The following is a 22,548-nucleotide window of genomic DNA, read 5'->3' as shown; positions in this document are numbered from 1 at the left end:
ATCTTAACAAGCGGACCGTCGCGCCGGGTCGAGCGATCCTTCCAAACCGCCGCCGGCGCCGCACGTGCGCACAGATCGGGCCCGATGGCCCGTGGGAGCTGGGCGGCGCATTACAATGTCGGCCATGACGCAAACAGTGCTCCTCGCCATCGATACGTCGACCGAATACTGCTCGGTCGCGCTGCTGCGCTCGGCCCCGGCCGATGACGCCGTTTCCACTCCGCAAACCTGGGTCCGTCACGAACCGACGGGCGCCGTGTCGAGCACGCGCGTGCTGCCGGCGATCCAGGAACTCTTCGCCGAATCCGGGCTGACGCTCGCCGACTGCGACGCGATCGCGTTCGGCGCGGGCCCCGGCTCGTTCACGGGCCTGCGTACCGCGACGGGCATTACCCAGGGCCTCGCGTTCGGCGCCGGGCTGCCGGTCGTGCCGATCGGCACGCTGCTCGCATGCGCCGAGCACGCGCGGCTGCGCGCGCCCGGCACGACCCGCGTGCTCGCCGCGCTCGACGCGCGGATGGACGAAGCCTACTGGGCGGATTTCGAATGGGACGACGGCGCGGGCGACTGGCGCACGCTGCATCCGGCGTCGCTCGACGCACCGGGGACCGTCGGCGTGCCCGACGCGCCGTTTACGCTCGCCGGCAATGCGGCCGCGGCGTTCGGCGCGCAATTGCCGGCCGCCGCGCGGGCGGCCGTGATCGACGGCGATGCGCTGCCGCATGCGCTGGCGGTCGCGCATGCCGCGCTGCGCGCGTTCCGCGCCGGGCGAGCGGTGCCGGCCGAACAGGCCGCGCCCGAATACGTGCGCGACAAGGTCGCGCAGACGACGGCCGAGCGCCTCGCTGTACGGGCCGCGCAGACGGGCGGAGCGAAGGGATGACGGGTGTCCTGCTGAGCGACCGCTATCTGGCGCCGATGACGGACGCCGATCTCGACGAGGTCGTCGCAATCGAGCACGTCGCGTACGAATTCCCGTGGAGCCGCGGCAACTTCGAGGATTCGCTGCGCAACGGCTATCTGGGCGTGTGCCTGAGGCACGTGACGGGCTCGCTCGTCGGCTATTGCGTGCTGATGCCCGTGGTCGACGAGATGCATCTGCTGAACCTGTGCGTCGCGCCGGTCGCGCAGCACGCGGGCGCGGGCCTCGCGCTGCTGCGCGAGGCGGTGCGCATTTCGCGCGCGGAAGGGCTCGACGGCATGCTGCTCGAAGTGCGGCCGTCGAATCCGCGCGCGATCCATCTGTACGAGCGCTTCGGCTTCGTGACGATCGGCCGGCGCAAGAATTACTATCCGGCGAAGCATCGGAGCCGGGAGGACGCGATCGTGATGCGTCTGACGCTGAACAAGGACGAGGGGGACGCACATGGCGTGGGGTGAAGCGGCGCTCGAGGAACTGGGCCTCGCGCAGATCTGGGTGCGGCGCGGGCAGCGCGCGGACGAAGGCGCGGCAGCCGACGCGCCTGCCGTCGCGCAGACCGCGGCGACCGACGACGGTTCCGCCGTCGCGGCCGATCGGCCGGTGCGGGCAGCGCGTGCACCGGTGCAGGACGATGCGCCGACGGCCGTCGCGCGTGGCGCGGCCGGCGCCTCTGCGGCTCGCGAATCGCGGGTGTCGGCGCACGGTGTCGACGACGGCGATCGCCCGCCTGCGCAAGCTGCATCGGCGGCATCGCCCGATACGATGGCGCCGAAGGATGATGCGCCGCCGGCAGCGGACGACGATTTCGCCTGGTTCGACGCGGCGCCGCCGGGCGAATCCACGCCCGCGCCGCTCGCCGAATCGCGTCCTGCCGGCACGCCGGTCGCCACGCTCGACTGGGATGCGCTGGCCGCGCGCGTGGCCGACTGCACGCTGTGCCGCTTGTGTGAGAAGCGGACCAACACCGTGTTCGGCGTCGGCGACCGCGAAGCGGACTGGATGCTGATCGGCGAAGCGCCGGGCGAGAACGAGGACAAGCAGGGCGAGCCGTTCGTCGGCCAGGCCGGCAAGCTGCTCGACAACATGCTGCAGTCGCTGTCGCTCAAGCGCGGCGACAACGTGTACATCGCGAACGTGATCAAGTGCCGGCCGCCCGGCAACCGCAACCCGGAGCCGGACGAGGTCGCGAGTTGCGAGCCGTATCTGCAGCGCCAGGTCGCGCTCGTGAAGCCGAAGCTGATCGTCGCGCTCGGCCGGTTTGCCGCGCAGACGCTGCTGAAGACGGACGCCAGCATCGCATCGCTGCGCGGCCGCGTGCATGCGTACGAGGGCGTGCCGGTGATCGTTACCTACCACCCGGCCTACCTGTTGCGCAGCCTGCAGGACAAGTCGAAGGCGTGGGCCGACCTGTGCCTCGCACGCGATACATTCCAGCGTGCGCAAGGCGGCGGCGCGAACGGCCCGGCCGGGTCATGACGACCGGCGCGGCGTGCGCGTTCGTCGATACGCTGCTCGACGCCGCGGTACGCGATCTGGGTTGGCTGCTGGCCAGCCCGAGCCTGCTCACCGCGGTGCCGGGCGCGCCGCTCGCGCGCCCCTGGCCGGATGCGGCGGGCCAAGCGGCCGTCGAAGCGTGGCTCGCCGCGCTCGATGCGCAGCCCGGGCCGCTGCATCGCGCGCTCGACGGGTTTCGGCCCACCCGGCTCGGCCGCTATGCCGAATGCCTGCTCGAATACTTCCTGACGCACGGGCCGTCGCTGCGGCTCGTCGCGGCTAATCTGCCGCTGCGCAGCAACGGCCGCACGCTCGGCGAAGTCGACTTTCTCGTCGATGCGCCGGACGGTCGACGCCTGCACTGGGAACTCGCGGTGAAGTGCTATCTGTGCGCGCCGGTCCGCGACGGCGCGTCGCTCGCCGACTTCGTCGGCCCCAATCTCGTCGACCGGTTCGACCGCAAGCGCAGCCGGCTGCTCGACCACCAGTTGCGGCTCGGCGAACACGACGGCTTCGCCCGGCTCGGCTACGGTGCACCGTCCGACGCGCAGATGTTCATCAAGGGCTGGCTGTTCCATCCGCACGGCGCGCCGGTGCCGCCGGTATCCGCCGAAATCGCGCCGGATCACCCGCGCGGTTTCTGGCTGACGCATGCGCAGTGGCCGGCGTGGGCGGCTGCGCAGCGTGACGGCGCCGCATGGAGCGTATTGCCGCGGCTGGCGTGGTTGGCGCCGCGACGTGTCGCCGCCGGCGCGGGTGTCGAGCCCGAGCCGCTGGCGAGCGCACCGGAACTGCCGCCCGTGCTGGCGACGCGCGAGGCGCCCGACCTGATCGGCATCCACGAAAAGGGGAGTGACGGCACGTGGCGCGAGACGGCGCGCGGGTTCGTCGTGCCCGACGACTGGCCGGCGCGCGCGCAGGCGTTCGCCGCACAGGATCGCTGACGCCGCGTCAGCGGCCGCTCACCACCAGCGGTGAAAGTGATGGACCGGGCCGACGCCGTGACCGACGTCGAGGTGGCCGCTCGCGGCGATCGCGCCGGTCAGGTAGGTCTTGGCTTCCCGCACCGCGCTTTCCAGATCGGGCTGCTGCGGCAGCAGCGCGGCGATCGCCGACGCCAGCGTGCAGCCGGTGCCGTGCGTGTTGCTGACCGGCACGCGCGCGCCGTCGAGCCGCACCGTGCGGGTCGCTTCGACGAGCCAGTCGGGGCTCGCGGATGCGTCGGGCAGGTGGCCGCCCTTCATCAGCACGGCGCGCGCGCCCCTCTGCAGCAGCGCCTGACCTTGCCGGACCATGTCGTCTTCGGTGGTGGCGGGCGCAACGTTCAGCAGCGCGGCCGCTTCGGGGAGATTCGGCGTGACGACCGTCGCGAGTGGCAGCAGCGTGTCGCGCAGCGCGGCGACGGCATCGGGCGCGAGCAGCGCGTGCGAACTCTTCGAGATCATCACCGTGTCGAGCACGACGAAGCGCGGCGCGTAACGGCGCAGCGCGTCGGCCACCGCCTGCACGATCGCCGCGTTCGCGAGCATCCCGATCTTGACCGCATCGATGCGGATGTCGTCGAACACCGCGTCGAGCTGCGCGGTCACGAACGCGGCGTCCGGCGCATGCACGCCCGTCACGCCGCGCGTGTTCTGCGCGGTCAGCGCGGTGATCACGCTCGCGCCATACGCGCCGAGCGCGGAAAACGTCTTCAGGTCGGCCTGGATGCCTGCGCCGCCGCCCGAATCGGAGCCGGCGATCGTCAGGAGGTTGGGTATCGGGTGCGTCATGAGGGCAACGCGCCGGTTCGAGGACCGGCGCCGGCGGACGAAAACCGGAAGTGTAGCGTCAGTGCCGCGATTCGCCGATCAGCGCGACCGAGTCGAACTGACGCTGGTTCGCCTGATGGCGGCGCATCACGAGCCACATCGTCAGGCAGACGAACGTACCGAACAGCACGATCACGACGCCGACCGGCACGTCGAGCCACACGAGCACCGCATACAGGCACAGCATCACGAGCACCGACAGGTTCTCGTTGAAGTTCTGCACCGCGATCGAATGGCCGGCCGATAGCAGCACGTGGCCGCGATGCTGCAGCAGCGCGTTCATCGGCACGACGAAGTAGCCGGACAGCGCGCCGACGCCGATCAGGAAGATGTACGCGACGATCAGGTAGAACGGCAGGCGCAGATGGCCGAAATGCACGGCCCAGTGCGAGGGGAACAGGTCGCGCGTGTAGAACGCCATCAGCATCACCGCGATGCCCATGATGATGCCGACGGGCAGCACGGTCAGCGACTTCTTCAGCGGAATCCGCGCGGCGGCGGCAATCGCGCCGGCCGCGACGCCGACCGCGACGACGGCCTGCAGGATCGCGCCTTCGGACAGCGACATGTTGAGCGACACCTCGGCCCACTTCAGCACGATGAACTGCAGCGTCGCGCCCGCTCCCCAGAACAGCGTCGTGACCGCGAGCGAGATCTGGCCGAGCTTGTCGCGCCAGAGCACCATGAAGCAGTCGGCGAAATCGGTGAGCAGCTTGACCGGGCCGCGTTCCTGCTTCGGATAGCGGGCGCCCGTGTCGGGAATGCGCAGGTTGAACAGCGCGGCGACCACGTAGATCGCCATGATGATCGCCATCGCGGCTTCGGCGGGCGTGCCGATCCAGGCCGGCGTGTGCGCGATCACGTGCGCCGCGATGTGCGGGCTGATCAGCGCGCCGCCGAGCACGGTGCCGAGAATGATCGAGCTGACGGTCGTGCCTTCGATCCAGCCGTTCGCGGCGACCAGCCGGTCGGCCGGCAGCAGCTCGGTGAGAATCCCGTATTTGGCGGGCGAGTAGGCCGCCGCGCCGAACCCGACGATCCCGTACGCGATCAGCGGGTGCGCGCCGAACAGCATGATCAGGCAGCCGACCACCTTGATCGAGTTGGTGATGAACATCACGCGGCCCTTCGGACGCGAATCCGCGAACGCACCGACATACGCCGCCAACACCACATACGACAACACGAAGAACAGCTTCAGCAGCGGTGTCATCCAGTTGGGGGCGTGGAGGTCTTTCAGCAGGGCGATGGCGGCGATGAGAAGCGCATTGTCGGCCAGCGACGAGAAAAACTGCGCGGCCATGATGGTGTAAAAACCTTTTTTCATCTGATGCGATGCTTTCGTCGCTGCGGCAGGGCCGCGTAGGCCGCCTGGTATGCGATCGGCTTATTCCGTTCGAAATGGGTTGTGCGCACGGCTTTATAACATGAAAATACGCGAATTCGGACTAGCAAGATTCCCCGATCGTTCCGCAAATTGTCGGCTTCGGTGCTCAAAAGGCGCGGTAAGCTGATGATTCGCAAGCGTCTTTACGTAAATTTCCCATGCCGCGCCCGATCTCCGCCACCATCCACACCGCCGCTCTCGCGAACAATCTCTCCGTCGTCCGCCGCTTTGCCGGCCCGTCCAAGGTCTGGGCGGTCGTCAAGGCCAACGCGTACGGCCACGGTCTCGCCCGTGCGTTTCCGGGCCTGCGCGGCACCGACGGCTTCGGCCTGCTCGACCTCGACGAGGCCGTGAAGCTGCGCGAGCTCGGCTGGGCCGGCCCGATCCTGCTGCTCGAAGGCTTCTTCCGCTCGACCGACATCGACGTGATCGACCGCTACAGCCTGACCACGACCGTCCACAACGACGAGCAGATGCGGATGCTGGAAACGGCGCGGCTGTCGAAGCCCGTCAACGTGCAGCTCAAGATGAACAGCGGGATGAACCGGCTCGGTTACACGCCGGAAAAATACCGTGCCGCGTGGGAGCGCGCCCGCGCGTGCCCCGGCATCGGCCAGATCACGTTGATGACCCATTTTTCGGACGCGGACAACGCGCGCGGCGTCGCCGAGCAGCTCGCGACGTTCGAGCGCGGCGCGGAAAACATCGCCGGCGCGCGCAGTCTCGCGAATTCGGCGGCCGTGCTGTGGCATCCGGACACGCACTTCGACTGGGTGCGGCCGGGGATCGTGCTGTATGGGGCGTCGCCGTCCGGGCTGTCGTCCGATATCGCCGACACGGGGTTGAAGCCCGCGATGACGCTCTCGTCCGAGCTGATCGCGGTGCAGACGATCGCGAAGGGCCAGGCGATCGGCTATGGCTCGACGTTCTCCGCGCAGGCGCAGATGCGGATCGGCGTCGTCGCGTGCGGCTACGCGGACGGCTATCCGCGCGTGGCGCCGGAAGGCACGCCGGTGATCGTCGACGGCATCCGCACGCGGATCGTCGGTCGCGTGTCGATGGACATGATCACCGTCGACCTGACGCCGTGCCCGCAGGCCGGCGTCGGCGCGCGCGTGGAGCTGTGGGGCAACGCGCTGCCGATCGACGACGTCGCGCGCCATTGCGGGACGATCGGCTACGAGCTGATGTGCGCGGTCGCGGCCCGCGTGCCGGTGCGAGCGGAATGAGGGCGTCGCGCGTGGCCAAACAGAAAACCGTATACGTCTGCAGCGAGTGCGGCGGACAGACCCCGAAGTGGCAGGGCCAGTGCCCGTCGTGCCAGGCGTGGAACACGCTCGTCGAATCGGTCGCCGAGTCGCCGGCCGCCCATCGGTTCCAGTCGCTCGCGAAGCGGGCGCCGGTCCAGCGTCTCGCCGACATCGAGGCTGCCGACGTCCCGCGCTTCTCGACCGGCATCGGCGAATTCGACCGCGTGCTGGGCGGCGGGCTGGTGCCCGGCGGCGTCGTGCTGATCGGTGGCGATCCGGGCATCGGCAAGTCGACGCTGCTGCTGCAGTCGCTCGCGGATATCGCGAACGAGCGGCGCGCGCTCTATATCAGTGGCGAGGAATCGGCCGCGCAGATCGCGTTGCGCGCGCAACGGCTCGCGCTGCTCGACGGCGGCGCGCCGGCGGCCGAACTGAAGCTGCTCGCCGAGATCCAGCTCGAGAAGATCCAGGCCGCGATCGACGCGGAGCGGCCGGACGTGGCCGTCATCGACTCGATCCAGACCGTCTATTCCGAGGCGCTGACGTCGGCGCCGGGCTCGGTCGCGCAGGTGCGCGAGTGCGCGGCGCAGCTCACGCGCATCGCGAAACAGTCGGGCACCGCGATCATCATGGTCGGGCACGTGACGAAGGAGGGCAACCTCGCCGGCCCGCGCGTGCTCGAGCACATCGTCGACACGGTGCTGTACTTCGAGGGCGACACGCATTCGTCGTTCCGGCTCGTGCGCGCGTTCAAGAACCGCTTCGGCGCGGTCAACGAACTCGGCGTGTTCGCGATGACCGAGCGCGGGCTGCGCGGCGTGGCCAACCCGTCCGCGCTGTTCCTGTCGCAGCACGAGCAGGTCGTGCCCGGTTCGTGCGTGCTCGTCACGCAGGAGGGCACGCGCCCGCTGCTCGTCGAAATCCAGGCGCTCGTCGATACGGCGCACGTGCCGAACCCGCGCCGGCTCGCGGTCGGCCTCGAGCAGAACCGGCTCGCGATGCTGCTTGCGGTGCTGCACCGCCACGCGGGCATCGCGGCCTTCGATCAGGACGTGTTCCTGAACGCGGTGGGCGGCGTGAAGATCACCGAGCCGGCCGCCGACCTCGCGGTGCTGCTCGCCATTCACTCGTCGATGCGCAACAAGGCGCTGCCGAAAGGGCTGATCGTGTTCGGCGAGGTGGGGCTGGCCGGCGAGATCCGGCCGTCCCCGCGCGGGCAGGAACGGCTGCGCGAGGCGGCGAAGCTCGGCTTCACGTCCGCGCTGATCCCGAAGGCGAATGCGCCGAAACAGCCGATCGAAGGGCTCAACGTGATGGCCGTCGAGCGGCTCGAGCAGGCGATCGACCGCGTGCGCGATCTTGAATGAGCGGCCCGGCGCGCGCACGGCTCGTGCGTCGCCGGGCGATCTGTCGCGTAATTCGCTGTAAAGAATATGTAGGCTGCTGTAACCCGCCGGACATCGCTTTTCCCTATCCTTTGCCGGATTGTCGAACCGCGCAATGCGAAGGGAACCTATGTTGAAATCCTATGGGGAAGCGCCTGGCGGACGCCTTTACAACCTGCGCGGCTGCCGCGTGTCGGAGCCGATTCGCCAGCCGTGGGGCGGCGGATGCCGGATCGTCGAGTGGATCGACGAAGAAGGGCGTCTGGCGCGCAAGGTCGTGTCCGAGGATGTGACGGAAGCGGAAGTCGCCGCGGCGATCCGCCGGCCAACCGAAGGGCGCCGGTACCTGATGGACGACGACGAGCAGATGCCGCGCGATACGCTGCCGCGCCGCTGAGCGGATGGTGCGGCGGGCATACGGGCGCCAGCCGACGCAACCGCGTCGAACGCAGCAATGACAACGAGGCCGGGCCAGGGCGCCCGGCCTTGTCGTTTCCGGGCCGGCCCGGGGCGCGGCCCGGCCCGGCGGATTCATGGGGTGTCGACGCCCCGGCGCCCCGCCGCGCTATGCCGCCGCCGACACGCTCGTCGCCTGCCGGCGCCGATGGCCGCGTTCAGCCGATCTGCTCGAGTTCTTCCTGCACGGCGAGCCAGTCGGCCTCGACCGTCTCGAGCCGGGTCGTGACTTCACCGAGCGTACGGATCGCGTCGGTCAGTTCCGTCTTGCGCGCGGCTTCGTAGCTCGCCGGATCGGCGACGAACGCGTCGAGGCGCGCCTTCTCCGCGTGCAGTGCTTCCATTTCCTTTTCGAGCTTCGTGATGCGGTTCTGCAGCGGTTTCTTCAGCTGCGACAGCCGCTGGCGTTCCTCGGCCGCCTGGCGCTTCTGGTCCTTGCGGTTGACGCCCGGATCGGCGCCTGCGGCGGCCGCGCTGTCGGCCTTCGCGGCCGCGCGTTGCTCGGCCGCGTGCTGCAGCAGCCAGTCGCGGTAGTCGTCGAGGTCGCCGTCGAACGGCTGCAGCCGGTGCTTCGCGACCAGCATGAACTGGTCAGTCGTCGCGCGCAGCAGGTGACGATCGTGCGACACGAGGATCAGCGTGCCTTCGAACTGCGCGAGCGCCATCGTCAGCGCGTGGCGCGTTTCGAGGTCGAGGTGGTTCGTCGGTTCGTCGAGCAGCAGCAGGTTCGGCTTCTGCCAGATGATCAGCGCCAGCGCGAGGCGCGCTTTTTCGCCGCCCGAGAACGGCCCGACCGGGCTGGTCGCCATGTCGCCCGAGAAATTGAAGCCGCCGAGGAAGTCGCGCAATTCCTGCTCGCGCGTGTCGGGCGCGAGCCGCGCCAGATGCGCGAGCGGCGAATCGTCTTCGCGCAGCGTTTCGAGCTGGTGCTGCGCGAAATAACCGATCGTCAGCCCCTTGCCGTCGCGGACCTGCCCGGACAGCGGCGCGAGCGTGCCGGCCAGCGTCTTGATCAGCGTCGACTTGCCCTGGCCGTTGGCGCCGAGCAGGCCGATGCGCTGGCCGTTCTGGATCGACAGCGCGACGCGCTCGACGATCGGGATATCCGTTCCGTCGTCGGCATGGTAGCCGCAGCGGACGTCTTCCATCACCATCATCGGGTTCGGCGCGGCATCGGGCGTGCGGAATTCGAACGTGAACGGCGACGCGATGTGCGCGGGCGCGATCAGCTCCATCTTCTCGAGCGCCTTCATCCGGCTTTGCGCCTGCTTGGCCTTGGTCGCCTTGGCCTTGAAGCGGTCGACGAAGCTCTGCAGGTGCTCGATCGTCTTCTGCTGCTTTTCGTACGCGCTTTGCTGCAGCGCCAGTTGCTGTGCGCGCAGCACTTCGAACTGCGAGTAGTTGCCGCCGTAGCGCTTCACCTGGCGGTTTTCCAGATGCAGCGTGACGTTGCAGATCGAATCGAGGAATTCGCGGTCGTGCGAAATCACGACGAGCGTGCCGGGGTAGCGGTGCAGCCAGTCTTCGAGCCACACGATCGCGTCGAGGTCGAGGTGGTTCGTCGGTTCGTCGAGCAGCAGCAGGTCGGAGCGGCACATCAGCGCCTGCGCGAGGTTCAGGCGCATGCGCCAGCCGCCGGAGAAGCTCGCGACGGATTCGCGCGTTTGCGCGAGCGTGAAGCCGAGGCCGAGCAGCAGCGCTTCGGCGCGGGCCGGCGCGGTGTAGCCGTCGGCGTCGGCGAACGCCGCGTGCGCGTCGCCTTCGGCGGCGCCGTCATGCGCGGCCGACGCGGCGGCGATGCGGGCCTCGATCTCGCGCAGCGCGGTATCGCCGTCGAGCGTGTAGTCGAGCGCGGAACGATCGACCGCGGGCGTTTCCTGCGACACGTGGGCGATCCGCCACGACGGCGGCATCGAGAAATCGCCTCCGTCGGAATGCAGCTCGCCGCGCAGGACGGAAAACAGCGTCGACTTGCCGGCGCCGTTCGCGCCGATCAGGCCGGCTTTCTCGCCGGGATTGAGCACGAACGAGGTCGACTCGAACAGCGGCTTGGTGCCGCGCGCAAGGCTGAACTGATTGAAACGGATCACGGCGGAAATGACTGGCCAAAACCGCTATTCTAGACCGCGCGCCGGTCGCGCCGGGCATCGGCCGTTCGGCGGATGCCGCAACGGCGCGATTTCGCCTAGACTCCACGTCGATCCGGTTTCGTAAAAGGAGTGCCCGATGTCCACCCTGTATTCGTTCAACGCGGAGACGCTGGCCGGTGCGCCGGTGTCGCTCGACGCGTATCGCGGCAAGGTGCTGCTGATCGTCAATACCGCGAGCGAGTGCGGTTTCACGCCGCAATACGCGGGGCTGCAGAAGCTGTACGACCAGTACGCGGCGCGCGGCTTCTTCGTACTCGGCTTCCCGTGCAACCAGTTCGGCAAGCAGGAGCCGGGCGACGCCGAGCAGATCGGTGCGTTCTGCGAACGCAACTACGGCGTCACGTTCCCGATGTTCGCGAAGATCGACGTGAAGGGCGACCACGCGCATCCGCTGTATCGCTACCTGACCGACGAGGCGCCCGGCATTCTCGGCCTCAAGGCGATCAAGTGGAATTTCACGAAATTCCTGATCGACCGCGAAGGGCGCATCGTCAAGCGCTACGCGCCGTCCACCAAGCCCGACGAAATCGCCGCGGACATCGACAAGCTGCTGTGACGGCGCAGCGCCGCGTGCGCGGCGCCGGTGCGGATCGTGCGGGGGCGGCGGTCGTCGCGGCGCCGTTACAGGATCGGTGCGAACAGCCGCGCGACGTGCATCGCGATGCGCCGCCAGGCGGGCGACTGCCGGTATTCGTCCGCGTCGACCTCGTACGCCTGAGCGAAGTCGGCGTCGAGCATCGTTTCGACCTCCTCGGCGAAGGCCGGGTCGACGGTCAGCACCATGACCTCGAAATTGAGGCGGAACGAACGGTTGTCGAGATTCGCGCTGCCGATTGCTGCCGCGATGCGGTCGATCAGCACGACCTTCTGGTGCAGGAAACCGGGCCGGTAGCGGAACACTTTCACGCCCGCATCGACGAGGTCGCGCGCGTAAAGCTTCGACGCCTCGAACACGACGTAGTGATCGCGCCGGCTCGGGATCAGGATGCGCACGTCGACGCCGCGCATCACGGCGAGCTTCAGCGCGGACACCACGGCTTCGTCGGGAACGAGGTACGGCGTGGTGATCCACACCCGCTCGCGGGCGGCATTGATCGATTCGGCGAAGAACAGCGAGCCGGTTTCCTGCTTGTCGGCGGGCCCCATCGGCACCGCGAGGCAATGCATGCCGTCGCCGGGCTGCGCGGGCGGCGGCAGCGCGATCGGCGGCAGCTTCTGCGTCGCCCAGTGCCAGTCTTCGGCGAACACGTACTGGATGCTCGCCACCACGGGGCCGCGTATCTCGATGTGGGTGTCGCGCCACGGCGACAGGCGCGGATTCGCGCCGAGATATTCGACGCCGACGTTGTGGCCGCCGACGAACGCGCAATTGCCGTCGACGACGACGATCTTGCGATGGTTGCGGAAGTTCAACTGGAAGCGGTTGACGAATTTCCGGTTGGTCGCGAACGGATGGACCTCGACGCCGCCGCGGCGCAATGCGTCGACGTAGCTGTGCGGCAGGTCGAAGCAGCCGATGCTGTCGTACAGCACGCAGCAGCGTACGCCGGCGGCCACGCGCGCGAGCAGCGAGTCGCGCAGCATCCGGCCGAGCGCATCGTCGCGCACGATGAAGAACTGGACGAGCACGTAGTCGCGCGCGGCGTCGATCGCCGACAGGATGGCCGAGAACGTCGCGTCGCCGTTGACGAGCGTGCGCACCGAATTGCCGCCGAGGAACGGCATGCCGCCGAGCCGCGTGAGCGCGAGCACGGCAGCCTGCCCCAGCGCGTCGGCGGCCGGCCCGTCGGTTGCGTCGGTCGCGCGCCACGGCGAACGCGGTGTGTGCGTGCGCAACATTTCGAGTTCGTGGCGCCGGGCGTCGACGTAGCCGGAGAATTTGCTGCGGCCGAGGAACAGGTAGGGAACGAGCGTCAGGTACGGCATGGCCGTGAGCGAGACGGCCCACGCGATCGCGCCTTGCGACGTGCGCGTGTTCATGATTGCATGGCATGCCGCGACGATCCCGAGCACGTGGATGGTCAGGATCAGGGTGCCGAGATGTAGCCAGTCGAGGGTCATGGGCGCTTGAAGGACTCCCGCGGGACGCCCGAGGGGACTCCCGAAGTCGTGCGGCCGGGCGGCCGCCTACGCGCATCTTACCCAACCGTGCGGCGCAATGGTGCGCCGCACGGCGGTCCCGGCGGAACGCTCAGCCCTTGCGGGGCAGGTCCGACGCCTGGATCAGGAACACGGCGTCGTCGCCCGCGCTGGTGGGCAGCCACGTGAGCTCGAGGCCGCCGAACGCCGCTTCGACGTGCTCGCGCTCGTTGCCGATCTCGACGACGAGCACGCCGTCGTCATGCAGCCAGCGGTGCGCGTCGGCGACGATGCGTCGCACGATGTCCATCCCGTCGTCGCCGCCGGCGAGCGCCATCTCCGGCTCGTGCCGGTATTCGGGCGGCAGCGCGGCCATCGACGCGGCGTTCACGTACGGCGGGTTCGTCAGGATCACGTCGTAGCGCGAGTCGGGATCGGTGCGGAACGCGGGCAGCGGGGCGTAAAGGTCGCCGCGGTGCAGCCCGATGCGGTCTTCGAGGCCGTAGTCGCGCACGTTGATTTCCGCGACTTCGAGCGCCTTGTCCGACAGGTCGACCGCGTCGATCTCGGCGTTCGGGAACGCGCTCGCCGCGAGGATCGCGAGGCAGCCGGAGCCGGTGCACAGTTCGAGCACCGCGCCGACCTGCTCGGGATCGGCGACATACGGCTGCAGCCCGTCGTCGAGCAATTCGCCGATGAATGAGCGCGGCACGATCACGCGTTCGTCGACGTAGAAACGGTGGCCATGCATCCACGCTTCATGCGTGAGGTACGCGGCCGGCACGCGGTCGGCCGCACGTCGTTCGATCACCGCGAGCACGGCCGCGATTTCGTCGGGCAAGAGGCGCGCGTCGAGGAACGGCTCGAGCGTGTCGAGCGGCAGGTCGAGCGTATGCAGCACGAGGTAGGCCGCTTCGTCGTACGCGTTGTCGGAACCGTGGCCGAACGCGAGCTTTGCTTTCGAGAAGCGCGTGACCGCGTAGCGCAGCAGGTCGCGAACTGTGGCAAAAGGTGTCGTCATGCGAGGCTCCGTCAGGCGATCAGTTGTTCGAGCACGCGTCGGTACACGTTCTTCAGCGGGTCGACGAAGCGCACTTCGATGTGCTCGTCGATCTTGTGGATGCTGCCGTTCGGCGGGCCGAATTCGATCACCTGCGGGCAGATGCGCGCGATGAAGCGGCCGTCCGACGTGCCGCCCGTCGTCGATAGCTCGGTCGTGATGCCGGTCTCGGTGCGAATTGCGTTTTCCAGCGCGCCCGACAGTTCGCCGCGCGGCGTGAGGAACGGCAGGCCGCTCACCGACCACTTCAGCGTGTATTCGAGGCCATGCTTGTCGAGGATCGCATGCACGCGGGCCTGCAGGCCTTCGACGGTGCTCGCGGTCGAGAAGCGGAAGTTGAACATCAGGTCGGCGTGGCCGGGGATCACGTTGGTCGCACCGGTGCCGGCGTGCAGGTTCGACACCTGCCAGGTGGTCGGCGGGAAGTATTCGTTGCCTTCGTCCCATTGCTCGGCGGCGAGCTCGGCGAGCGCCGGCGCGAGCAGGTGGATCGGGTTCTTCGCGAGGTGCGGATACGCGATGTGGCCCTGCACGCCCTTGACGACCAGTTCGCCGGACATCGACCCGCGGCGGCCGTTCTTGACGACGTCGCCGAGCTCGGCGCTCGACGTCGGCTCGCCGACGATGCAGTAGTCGAGCCGCTCGCCGCGTGCCTGCAGCAGTTCGACGACCTTCACGGTGCCGTCGGTGGCCGGGCCTTCCTCGTCGCTCGTGATCAGGAACGCGATCGCGCCGCGGTGGTCGGGATGGGCCGCGACGAATTCCTCGGACGCGACGACGAACGCCGCGAGCGACGTCTTCATGTCGGCCGCGCCGCGGCCGTACAGCTTGCCGTCGCGATGGGCGGGAATGAACGGCGGCGACGTCCACTGTTCGAGCGGGCCGGTCGGCACGACGTCGGTGTGGCCCGCGAACGCGAGCAGCTTGCCGTCGCGGCCGCCGGTGCCGCGCTTGACAGCCCACAGGTTGGTCACGCCGTGCGACGCGATGGTCTCGCATTCGAAGCCGAGCGCGGCGAGGCGCTCGGTCATGATCTGCTGGCAGTGCTGGTCGTCGGGCGTCACGGACGCGCGGGCGATCAGCTGTTCGGTAAGGGCTAGGGTGGCGGACATGGTTCGGACCACTTTCGATAAAAAATGCCGGCGCGGCGGCCGGCAGCGACAGGGCGTCGGGCCAGCGCAAGCCCGTTATTAGCGTGAACAGGCCCTACGCCCGCAGGCGCGGCGCGGGCGGCCTTATGCGGCAAACAGCGCCGCGTATTGATCGGCCACGAACCCGAGCGATTTCACGCGGCCGTTGACGACGAGCACGGGACGCTTGATGACCGATGGCTTGTGGATCATCAGCGCGACCGCGCCGGTCTTCGTTTCGGCGGCCGCCTTCATCCCGTCGTCCAGGCCGCGCCACGTGGTGCCGCGCTTGTTCACGAGCGCGTCGAGCGACACGTCCTTCAGCCAGTCTTCGATCAGCGGCGCGCTGACGCCGAGCTTCTTGAAATCGTGGAACTCGAACTCGACGCCGTGATCGTCGAGCCACACGCGGGCCTTCTTCACGGTGTCGCAGTTCGGAATGCCGTAGACGACCACGGTGTGCGGCTTCGCCATCAGTCGCCTCGCAGCAGCTCGTTCAGGCCGACCTTCGCACGCGTCTTCGCGTCGACCTTCTTGACGATCACCGCGCAGTACAGGCTGTGCGAGCCGTCCTTCGACGGCAGGTTGCCGGCGACGACGACCGAGCCGGCCGGGATGCGGCCGTAGCTGACTTCGCCCGTCTCGCGGTCGTAGATCTTGGTGCTCTGGCCGAGGTACACGCCCATCGAGATCACCGAGTTCTCCTCGACGATCACGCCTTCGACGACTTCCGAGCGCGCGCCAATGAAGCAGTTGTCTTCGATGATGACCGGGTTCGCCTGCAGCGGCTCGAGCACGCCGCCGATGCCGACGCCGCCCGACAGGTGCACGTTCTTGCCGATCTGCGCGCACGAACCGACCGTCGCCCACGTGTCGACCATCGTGCCTTCGTCGACGTACGCGCCGATGTTGGTGTACGACGGCATCAGCACGACGTTCTTCGCGATGAACGAGCCGCGGCGCGCGATGGCCGGCGGCACGACGCGGAAGCCGCCCGCGGCGAAGTCTTCGGCCGTGTAGTTCGCGAACTTCGACGGCACCTTGTCGTAGAACTGCGAGTAGCCGCCGGCCGGCATCGGCGCGTTGTCCTCCAGGCGGAACGACAGCAGCACGGCCTTCTTCAGCCACTGGTGGACCGTCCAGTGGCCGTCGATTTTCTCGGCGACGCGCAGCGCACCCTTGTCGAGTTGCTCGATCGCGTGAGCGACGGCCTCGCGGACGTCGGCGGGCGCGGCCTTCGGCGACAGCTCGGCGCGGTTTTCCCAGGCGGTGTCGATGATTTGCTGAAGTTGTTGCGACATGTTCGTTTTCGCAGGAGATGGATGGAATTGATCGGGATGGACGTCTTACCGCGCGAGAGCGCGGCAGAAATCGACGATGCGTTGCGCGCCCTCGACGCATTCGGGGGTGCCCGCGACGAGCGCGATCCGGATGAAATCGCGGCCCGGGTTCGTGCCGTGCGCATCGCGCGCCAGGTACGAGCCGGGCAGAACCGTCACATTATAGTCGGCGTACAGGCGACGGGCGAACTCGGTGTCCGACAGGCCGGTGCGCGCGACGTTGGCCCACAGGTAGAACGCGGCGTCGGGCAGCTTCACGTCGATCACATCGGCGAGCATCGGCGTGACCGTATTGAACTTCTGCACGTACAGCGCGCGGTTCTCGCGCACGTGCGTCTCGTCGTTCCACGCGGCGATGCTCGCGTGCTGCCAGACCGGCGACAGCGCGGCGCCGTGGTACGTGCGGTACAGCAGGAATTTCTTGAGCAGCGCGGCGTCGCCGGCGACGAAGCCCGAGCGCATGCCCGGCACGTTCGAGCGCTTCGACAGGCTCGACAGCATCACGAGTCGTTCGAAGCCATGGCCGAGGCGGTGCGCGGCTTCAAGACCGCCGAGCGGCGGCGCCGCTTCGTCGAAATAGATTTCCGAATAGCACTCGTCGGACGCGATCACGAAGCCGTGGCGGTCGGACAGCACGAACAGCTCGCGCCAGTCGTCGAGCGTCAGCACGGCGCCGGTCGGGTTGCCCGGCGAGCACACGTACAGCAGCTGCGTGCGCGCCCACACTTCCTCGGGCACGGCCGCGTAGTCGCACGCGAAGTTGCGGGCCGGGTCGCTGTTCGCGAAATAGGGTTCGGCACCGGCCAGCAGCGCCGCGCCTTCGTAAATTTGATAGAAGGGATTCGGACAGAGTACGATCGCCTTCTTGCCGTCCGCGCGCGGCCGCGCGTCGATCACGGTCTGCGCGAGCGAGAACAGCGCCTCGCGCGAACCCGACACCGGCAGCACCTGCGTGGCCGCATCGATCGCCGGCAGTCCGTAGCGGCGTTCGAGCCAGCGCGCGATCGACGTGCGCAGCGCATCCGAGCCGGCGGTGGCCGGGTACGACGCGAGGCCGTCGAGCGCGGCCACCACGGCGTCGCGGATCAGCGCCGGCGTCGCGTGCTTGGGCTCGCCGATGCCGAAGCTGATCGGTTTCAGGTTGCCGGAAGGCGTACCGGCACCGGGCGTCACGTCCTTGAACAGGGCGCGCAGCTTTTCGAAGGGATAGGGCTGGAGCGAGTCGAGTCGAGGGTTCACGGGCGAAGCGGCCATCGCGGCCGGTTGGAGCGAAAGAAGCGGCGGGCGCGCCGCGCGGCTGCGAACGGGCGCCGGGGCGCGCGGTTCGCAACGGACGATTATAGCGTGACGGAATGCGGTCACGGCCTGCCGGAACGGCGGCCCGGGGCGGTCGAATAAAGGGTATCGAACCAAATGAACAACGCGGTACGCGGCAGCCTGCCGACGCTGGCCATCCTGATTGGCGCGTCGGTATGGGGCCTGATCTGGTATCCGCTGCGGATCCTCGCGTCGCTCGGCGTGACGGGCACGCTGGCCAGCGCGCTGACGAGCCTCGTTGCGTTCCTGTTCGTGATCGTCGCGCGGCACCGCACGATCGCGACGCTGCGCTGGCACTGGGTGCTGCCGGGCATCGCGGTGACGGCCGGCGTGACGAATCTCGGGTTCGTCTGGGGCACGATCCACGGCGAGGTGCTGCGCGTGATGCTGCTGTTCTACCTGACGCCGGCCTGGACCGCGATCTACGCGCATTTCCTGCTGCGCGAACGGCTGACCTGGGCCGGCGCCGGGCTCGCGGCGCTGTCGATCGGCGGCGCGATGCTGATGCTGTGGTCGCCGGCGCTCGGCTTGCCGCTGCCGGCCAACCCGGCCGAATGGGCCGGCCTCGCGGCCGGGCTCAGCTTCGCGATGAGCAACGTGCTGGTGATCAAGGCGAGCCGCGAGCTGCCCGACATGCGCGCGGAGATGCGCACCGCGACGCTGTTCGGCGGCGCGGCCGTGTTCGGCGCGATCGCGTCGCTGTTCGAAGGGCTGCCGGCCGCGCCGGCGAGCGACCAGTTGGGCGTGGCCGCGCTGATCATCGCCGCGATCGGCGTGACGATGGCGTCGAACAACCTGCTCGTCCAGTACGGCCTCGCGCGCGTGCCGGCGAACCGCGCGTCGATCATCATGCTGTTCGAGATCGTGATCACCGCGCTGTCCGCGTGGGTGTTCGCGAACGAGCTGCCGAGCGCGCGCGAGTGGGCGGGCGGCGCGTGCATCGTGCTGGCGACGCTGCTGTCGAGCCGGGTCCATCGCGCCGCGCCGGCACCGGACAAACCCGGCGACGGGCGGGACGGCTCACGCGCGATGGTATGATGGAAGCCGTTTGCGGGGCCCAACGCTGGATGCGCGCGGCCCCGTTTTTGAATTCCGGGGCGTGTGGTGCGCAGGGGCTCTCCGGCCCCGCGCCGTGCGGCCCCGTCCGTTTCACACCTTCTTCACATCCGATACCGCCGTGCGTCTGAGCTCGATCAAACTCGCTGGCTTCAAATCCTTCGTCGATCCCACGCATTTCCAGGTTCCGGGCCAGCTTGTCGGCGTGGTCGGCCCGAACGGATGCGGCAAGTCCAACATCATCGATGCCGTGCGCTGGGTGCTCGGCGAGTCGCGCGCGTCCGAGCTGCGCGGCGAATCGATGCAGGACGTGATCTTCAACGGTTCGACCGCCCGCAAGCCCGGCAGCCGGGCCAGCGTCGAACTGATCTTCGACAACTCCGACGGCCGCGCGGCCGGGCAGTGGGGCCAGTACGGCGAAATCGCCGTGAAGCGCGTGCTGACGCGCGACGGCACGTCGAGCTACTACATCAACAACCTGCCGGCGCGCCGCCGCGACATCCAGGACATCTTCCTCGGCACCGGCCTCGGGCCGCGTGCGTACGCGATCATCGGGCAGGGCATGATCGCGCGGATCATCGAGGCGAAGCCGGAAGAGCTGCGCGTGTTCCTCGAGGAAGCCGCCGGCGTGTCGAAGTACAAGGAACGCCGTCGCGAAACCGAGAACCGCCTGCACGACACGCGCGAGAACCTGACGCGCGTCGAGGACATCGTCCGCGAACTCGGCGCGAACCTCGAAAAGCTCGAGGCGCAGGCGGTGGTCGCGACCAAGTACAAGGAACTCGTCGCCGACGGCGAGGAGAAGCAGCGCCTGCTGTGGCTGCTGCGCAAGAACGAGGCCGCGGGCGAGCAGCAGAAGCAGCAGCGTGCGATCGAACAGGCGCAGATCGACCTCGAGGCGCAGACGGCGAAGCTGCGCGAAGTCGAGGCGCAGCTCGAGACGCTGCGCGTCGCGCACTACTCGGCGAGCGACGCGATGCAGGGCGCGCAGGGCGCGCTCTACGAGGCGAACGCCGAGGTGAGCCGCCTCGAAGCCGAGATCAAGTTCATCGTCGAATCGCGCAATCGCGTGCAGGCGCAGATCGCCGCGCTGAACGCGCAGCGCGAGCAGTGGCGCGCGCAGGCCGAGAAGTCGCAGGACGAGCTCGAGGAAGCCGAAGAGGCGCGCGCGATGGCCGACGAGAAGGCCGCGCTCGCCGAAGACAACGCGGCCGCGAAGCACGATGCGCTGCCGGCGCTCGAAGCGAAGTGGCGCGACGCGCAGGCGCAGCTCAACGATGAGCGCGCGCGGATCGCGCAGACCGAGCAGTCGCTGAAGCTCGAAGCCGCGCACCAGCGCAACGCCGACCAGCAGCTCCAGCAGCTTCAGCAGCGCCACGAGCGCCTGAAGAGCGAAGCGGGCGGGCTCGACGCGCCGGACGAGACGCAGCTCGAAGAACTGCGCATGCAGTTGGCCGAGCAGGAAGAGATTCTCGCGGAAGCGCAGGCGCGTCTTGCCGACGCGCAGGAAACGGTGCCGCGTCTCGACGGCGAACGCCGCGCCGCGCAGGAGCGCGTGCAGGCCGAAGCCGCGCAGATCCACCAGCTCGAAGCGCGCCTCGCCGCGCTGAAGCAGCTGCAGGACAACGTGCAGACCGAAGGCAAGATCCAGCCGTGGCTCGACAAGCACGAGCTCGGCGCGTTGCCGCGTCTGTGGAAGAAGCTGCACGTCGAGGCCGGCTGGGAAGCGGCGCTCGAGGCCGTGCTGCGCGAGCGTCTCGCCGCGCTCGAAGTGTCGAATCTCGACTGGGTGAAGGCATTCGCGACCGATGCGCCGCCCGCGAAGCTCGCGTTCTACGCGCCGCCCGCGGCCGGCGAGCCGCCCGCCGCGGTGGCCGGGCTGCGGCCGGTGCTGTCGCTCGTGCGCATCGACGACGCGGGCATCCGCGCGGTGCTGAACGACTGGCTCGGCAACGTGTACGTGGCCGACGACGTCGCGCAGGCGCTCGCGACGCGCGCGCAACTGCCGGCGGGTGGCGCGTTCGTCGTCAAGGCCGGCCATATCGTCACGCGGGTCGGCGTGCAGCTGTACGCGGCCGATTCGGAGCAGGCCGGGATGCTGGCCCGTCAGCAGGAAATCGAAAACCTGACGCGCCAGGTGCGCGCGCAGGCGCTGCTCGCCGACGAGGCGCGCACGGCCGCTGTGCGGGCGGAAGCCGCGCACACGCAGGCCACGCAGGCGCTCGGCGACGTGCGCGCGCAGGCCGAACGCGCGACGCAGCGCGTGCATGCGCTGCAGATGGATGTGCTGAAGCTCGCGCAGGCGCACGAACGCTATACGCAGCGCAGCACGCAGATCCGCGAGGAACTCGAGGAAATCGGCGCGCAGATCGAGGAGCAGCGTGCCTTGCGCGCGGAGTCGGAAGCGAATTTCGAGCGCTTCGACGGCGAGCTCGCGGAACTGCAGGCGCGCTTCGAGGACAACCAGCTCGCGTTCGAGTCGCTCGACGAATCGCTGACGCAGGCGCGTCAGGAAGCGCGCGACCTGGAGCGCGGCGCGAACGATGCGCGCTTCGCCGCACGCAACGCGGTGACGCGGATCGACGAGCTCAAGCGCACGATCCAGGTCGCGCACGAGCAGAGCGAGCGCGTCGCCGCGTCGCTCGAAGACGCGCGCGCCGAACTCGAGACGATCAACGAGCAGACCGCGCACACGGGCCTGCAGGACGCGCTCGAGATTCGCGCGGTGAAGGAAGAAGCGCTGCAGGCCGCGCGGATCGAGCTCGACGATCTCACCGCAAAGCTGCGTGCGTCGGACGAGCAGCGGCTCGTGGCCGAACGTTCGCTGCAGCCGCTGCGCGACCGCATCACCGAGCTGCAGCTGAAGGAGCAGGCCGCGCGCCTGTCCGTCGAGCAGTTCGCCGAGCAGCTCGCGACCGCCGAGGTCGACGAGGTCGCGCTGGCCGCGAAGCTGACGCCGGATCTCAAGCCGTCGTACCTGCAGGGCGAAGTCACGCGCCTGAACAACGCAATCAACGCGCTCGGCCCCGTGAACATGGCCGCGCTCGACGAGCTGAAGGCCGCGAGCGAGCGCAAGGTGTTCCTCGACGCGCAATCGGCCGACCTGATCGACGCGATCACGACGCTCGAGGACGCGATCCACAAGATCGACCAGGAAACCCGCACGCTGCTGCAGGGCACCTTCGACGAGGTCAATCGTCATTTCAGCGATCTGTTCCCGCGCCTGTTCGGCGGCGGCCAGGCGAAGCTGATCATGACGGGCGACGAGATTCTCGACGCCGGCGTGCAGGTGATGGCGCAGCCGCCCGGCAAGAAGAACGCGACGATTCACCTGCTGTCGGGCGGCGAGAAAGCGCTGACCGCGACCGCGCTGGTGTTCGCGATGTTCCAGCTGAACCCGGCGCCGTTCTGTCTGCTCGACGAGGTCGACGCGCCGCTGGACGACGCGAACACCGAGCGTTTCGCGAATCTGGTCCGCGCGATGTCCGACAAGACGCAGTTCCTGTTCATCTCGCACAACAAGATCGCGATGGAAATGGCGCAGCAGCTGATCGGCGTGACGATGCAGGAGCAGGGCGTGTCGCGGATCGTCGCGGTGGACATGGAAACCGCCGCGGGTTTTGCCCAGAATTGACGTTTGACGAAACCGGACCGCGTTCGCGCGGCGCATGGGCGCCCGTTCGCGGTCCCGACGAAAAAGAATTGCTGATG

At 68.7% G+C, this 22,548-nt stretch carries 19 protein-coding genes; 10 read left to right on the top strand and 9 right to left on the bottom strand.

The genetic code is table 11. The features are described from left to right. Positions 1–115: 115 nt before the first annotated feature. From tsaB to HWX76_RS15680, 4 genes are read left to right on the top strand one after another with little or no spacing between them, the layout of a single operon-like run. Positions 116–883 (top strand): tRNA (adenosine(37)-N6)-threonylcarbamoyltransferase complex dimerization subunit type 1 TsaB, encoded by a 768-nt coding sequence (gene tsaB, locus HWX76_RS15695; RefSeq protein ID WP_050012925.1) that lies wholly within the window; start codon positions 116–118, stop codon positions 881–883. Then, positions 880–1,380, top strand: coding sequence for a ribosomal protein S18-alanine N-acetyltransferase (rimI, locus tag HWX76_RS15690; protein WP_050012924.1), 501 nt, complete (start codon positions 880–882; stop codon positions 1,378–1,380). The genes tsaB and rimI overlap by 4 nt, the downstream gene beginning before the upstream one ends. Beyond that, a complete protein-coding gene (locus HWX76_RS15685; protein ID WP_050012923.1) occupies positions 1,367–2,398 on the top strand; it encodes a uracil-DNA glycosylase in 1,032 nt (343 codons plus the stop codon). Before rimI ends, HWX76_RS15685 begins: the two co-directional genes overlap by 14 nt. Continuing rightward, positions 2,395–3,360: a DUF1853 family protein gene (locus HWX76_RS15680; RefSeq protein ID WP_050012922.1), complete on the top strand. Its 966-nt coding sequence runs from the start codon at positions 2,395–2,397 to the stop codon at positions 3,358–3,360. The genes HWX76_RS15685 and HWX76_RS15680 overlap by 4 nt, the downstream gene beginning before the upstream one ends. Positions 3,361–3,378: 18 nt before the next feature. Here HWX76_RS15680 and thiD read toward each other — a convergent pair whose 3' ends face one another. Both thiD and lplT read right to left on the bottom strand, forming a co-directional pair. Further along, positions 3,379–4,188: a bifunctional hydroxymethylpyrimidine kinase/phosphomethylpyrimidine kinase gene (thiD, locus tag HWX76_RS15675; protein ID WP_089488574.1), complete on the bottom strand. Its 810-nt coding sequence runs from the start codon at positions 4,186–4,188 to the stop codon at positions 3,379–3,381. Positions 4,189–4,246: 58 nt separating this feature from the next. Beyond that, the gene (gene lplT / locus HWX76_RS15670) at positions 4,247–5,554 is read right to left on the bottom strand and encodes a lysophospholipid transporter LplT (protein ID WP_050012920.1); all 1,308 of its coding nucleotides are present in this window, start codon (positions 5,552–5,554) and stop codon (positions 4,247–4,249) included. A gap of 218 nt (positions 5,555–5,772) precedes the next feature. Here lplT and alr point away from each other — a divergent pair, with 218 nt between their 5' ends. The 3 genes from alr (at position 5,773) to HWX76_RS15655 (ending at position 8,646) form a co-directional block, all read left to right on the top strand. Continuing rightward, positions 5,773–6,843, top strand: a complete 1,071-nt coding sequence (gene alr, locus HWX76_RS15665) for an alanine racemase (RefSeq protein ID WP_050012919.1) — start codon at positions 5,773–5,775, stop codon at positions 6,841–6,843. Positions 6,844–6,854: 11 nt separating this feature from the next. Further along, positions 6,855–8,231 (top strand): DNA repair protein RadA, encoded by a 1,377-nt coding sequence (gene radA / locus HWX76_RS15660; RefSeq protein ID WP_050012918.1) that lies wholly within the window; start codon positions 6,855–6,857, stop codon positions 8,229–8,231. A gap of 148 nt (positions 8,232–8,379) precedes the next feature. Beyond that, on the top strand, positions 8,380–8,646 hold the full coding sequence (locus tag HWX76_RS15655) for a DUF2866 domain-containing protein (protein ID WP_050012917.1): 267 nt from the start codon (positions 8,380–8,382) through the stop codon (positions 8,644–8,646). A gap of 217 nt (positions 8,647–8,863) precedes the next feature. Here the strand turns inward: HWX76_RS15655 and HWX76_RS15650 are convergent, their stop codons facing one another. After that, entirely contained in the window at positions 8,864–10,795 is a 1,932-nt protein-coding gene (locus HWX76_RS15650) for an ATP-binding cassette domain-containing protein (RefSeq protein ID WP_124593998.1), read from the bottom strand. Positions 10,796–10,931: 136 nt separating this feature from the next. Here HWX76_RS15650 and HWX76_RS15645 point away from each other — a divergent pair, with 136 nt between their 5' ends. Continuing rightward, complete coding sequence (locus HWX76_RS15645) at positions 10,932–11,411, top strand: glutathione peroxidase (protein WP_050012915.1); 480 nt, start codon at positions 10,932–10,934, stop codon at positions 11,409–11,411. 65 nt (positions 11,412–11,476) lie between these two features. Here HWX76_RS15645 and cls read toward each other — a convergent pair whose 3' ends face one another. From cls to dapC, 6 genes are all read right to left on the bottom strand, one after another. Continuing rightward, on the bottom strand, positions 11,477–12,916 hold the full coding sequence (cls, locus tag HWX76_RS15640; protein ID WP_050012914.1) for a cardiolipin synthase: 1,440 nt from the start codon (positions 12,914–12,916) through the stop codon (positions 11,477–11,479). Positions 12,917–13,046: 130 nt separating this feature from the next. Beyond that, complete coding sequence (prmB, locus tag HWX76_RS15635; protein ID WP_050012913.1) at positions 13,047–13,955, bottom strand: 50S ribosomal protein L3 N(5)-glutamine methyltransferase; 909 nt, start codon at positions 13,953–13,955, stop codon at positions 13,047–13,049. An 11-nt stretch (positions 13,956–13,966) separates the two neighbouring features. Further along, the gene (dapE, locus tag HWX76_RS15630; RefSeq protein ID WP_050012912.1) at positions 13,967–15,106 is read right to left on the bottom strand and encodes a succinyl-diaminopimelate desuccinylase; all 1,140 of its coding nucleotides are present in this window, start codon (positions 15,104–15,106) and stop codon (positions 13,967–13,969) included. Between the two features lie 123 nt (positions 15,107–15,229). Continuing rightward, on the bottom strand, positions 15,230–15,598 hold the full coding sequence (locus tag HWX76_RS15625) for an ArsC family reductase (protein WP_050012911.1): 369 nt from the start codon (positions 15,596–15,598) through the stop codon (positions 15,230–15,232). Further along, on the bottom strand, positions 15,598–16,425 hold the full coding sequence (gene dapD, locus HWX76_RS15620) for a 2,3,4,5-tetrahydropyridine-2,6-dicarboxylate N-succinyltransferase (RefSeq protein WP_050012910.1): 828 nt from the start codon (positions 16,423–16,425) through the stop codon (positions 15,598–15,600). The genes HWX76_RS15625 and dapD overlap by 1 nt, the downstream gene beginning before the upstream one ends. Before the next feature lie 45 nt (positions 16,426–16,470). Continuing rightward, entirely contained in the window at positions 16,471–17,718 is a 1,248-nt protein-coding gene (dapC, locus tag HWX76_RS15615) for a succinyldiaminopimelate transaminase (protein ID WP_176016057.1), read from the bottom strand. A 159-nt stretch (positions 17,719–17,877) separates the two neighbouring features. Here dapC and HWX76_RS15610 point away from each other — a divergent pair, with 159 nt between their 5' ends. Then, a complete protein-coding gene (locus HWX76_RS15610; RefSeq protein ID WP_050012908.1) occupies positions 17,878–18,819 on the top strand; it encodes a DMT family transporter in 942 nt (313 codons plus the stop codon). Positions 18,820–18,958: 139 nt separating this feature from the next. Further along, the gene (gene smc / locus HWX76_RS15605; RefSeq protein WP_176016022.1) at positions 18,959–22,471 is read left to right on the top strand and encodes a chromosome segregation protein SMC; all 3,513 of its coding nucleotides are present in this window, start codon (positions 18,959–18,961) and stop codon (positions 22,469–22,471) included. Positions 22,472–22,548 lie beyond the last annotated feature (77 nt).

This window comes from Burkholderia sp. BCC0398 (assembly GCF_902833245.1).
Taxonomy (GTDB): domain Bacteria; phylum Pseudomonadota; class Gammaproteobacteria; order Burkholderiales; family Burkholderiaceae; genus Burkholderia; species Burkholderia sola.
The sequence above is the reverse complement of the archived record's forward strand: the minus strand, read 5'-3'. Positions and strand labels throughout refer to the sequence as shown.